This window comes from Mesorhizobium sp. M7A.F.Ca.ET.027.02.1.1 (assembly GCF_004022985.1).
Lineage (GTDB): Bacteria > Pseudomonadota > Alphaproteobacteria > Rhizobiales > Rhizobiaceae > Mesorhizobium.
The window spans coordinates 1-1,134 of sequence record NZ_RZOL01000782.1; the positions used below are offsets into that span (position 1 = coordinate 1).

Annotated in this window: 1 protein-coding gene and 1 pseudogene; both read left to right on the plus strand. The window is 60.2% G+C overall.

Annotated elements, in window-relative coordinates; all coding sequences use genetic code 11:
* Positions 1-934 (plus strand): cbb3-type cytochrome c oxidase subunit I (locus tag EN749_RS36100; RefSeq protein WP_189367992.1); only part of this gene is annotated, 934 nt, incomplete at its 5' end.
* Positions 931-1,134: pseudogene (locus tag EN749_RS36105) on the plus strand (cytochrome-c oxidase); the annotation flags it as partial. The gene EN749_RS36100 and the pseudogene EN749_RS36105, both read left to right, overlap by 4 nt.

The window sequence follows — 1,134 nt, forward strand, 5'->3', positions numbered from 1 at the left end:
CCCCGAGGTCTACATCGTGGCACTGCCGGCCTTCGGCATCGTCTCCGACCTGATCAGCACCCATGCGCGCAAGAACATCTTCGGATACCGGATGATGGTCTGGGCGATCGTCGGCATCGGCGCGCTGAGCTTCGTGGTCTGGGCTCACCACATGTATGTCAGCGGCATGCACCCCTATTTCGGCTTCTTCTTCGCCACCACGACATTGATCATCGCCGTGCCGACCGCCATCAAGGTCTACAATTGGGTGCTGACGCTGTGGCGCGGCGACATCCATCTCACCATACCGATGCTCTTTGCCCTGGCCTTCATCGTCACCTTCGTCAACGGCGGCTTGACCGGCCTGTTTCTTGGCAACGTCGTCGTCGACGTTCCATTGTCGGACACGATGTTCGTGGTTGCGCATTTCCATATGGTCATGGGCGTCGCTCCAATCCTCGTGATTTTCGGCGCAATCTACCACTGGTACCCCAAGGTAACCGGTCGGATGCTGAATGAGACGCTCGGCCAGTTCCACTTCTGGGTCACGTTCCTCGGCGCCTATCTGATCTTCTTCCCCATGCACTATCTTGGCCTGGTGGGCCTGCCACGGCGCTATGCCGAACTGACCGACATGACGATCATGACGGAATCGGCCCACCACCTGAACTCCTTCATCAGCATCATGGCGTTCATCGTCGGCTTTGCCCAGATCGTGTTCCTGTTCAACCTGATCTGGAGCATCCGTCACGGCCGTGAGGCCGGCGGCAATCCCTGGCGCGCCACGACGCTCGAATGGCAGACGTCCGAAACCCCGCCGGCCCACGGCAATTTCGGCAAGGATCTGCCGATCGTCTATCGCTGGGCCTATGACTACAGCGTGCCGGGCGCCAAGGAGGATTTCATTCCGCAGAACGTGCCAGGCTCCTTCGGCACCTACAAGGAGCCGGCATGAGCGTCATCCTGGTCTTCCTGCTGGTGGTCGTCGCCTTTGTCGGATGGTGGCTTTCCCATCAGCGGCTGATGTCGAAGCCATGGCTCGAGCAAGGCATGGCCGAGGATTTTGTCGCCCTCGACCGCTCGGCGCTGCCGACGACTAAGATCGGCCTCGGTGTCTTCCTCGCCGTTGTAGGCTGCCTGTTCGCGCTGTTCACC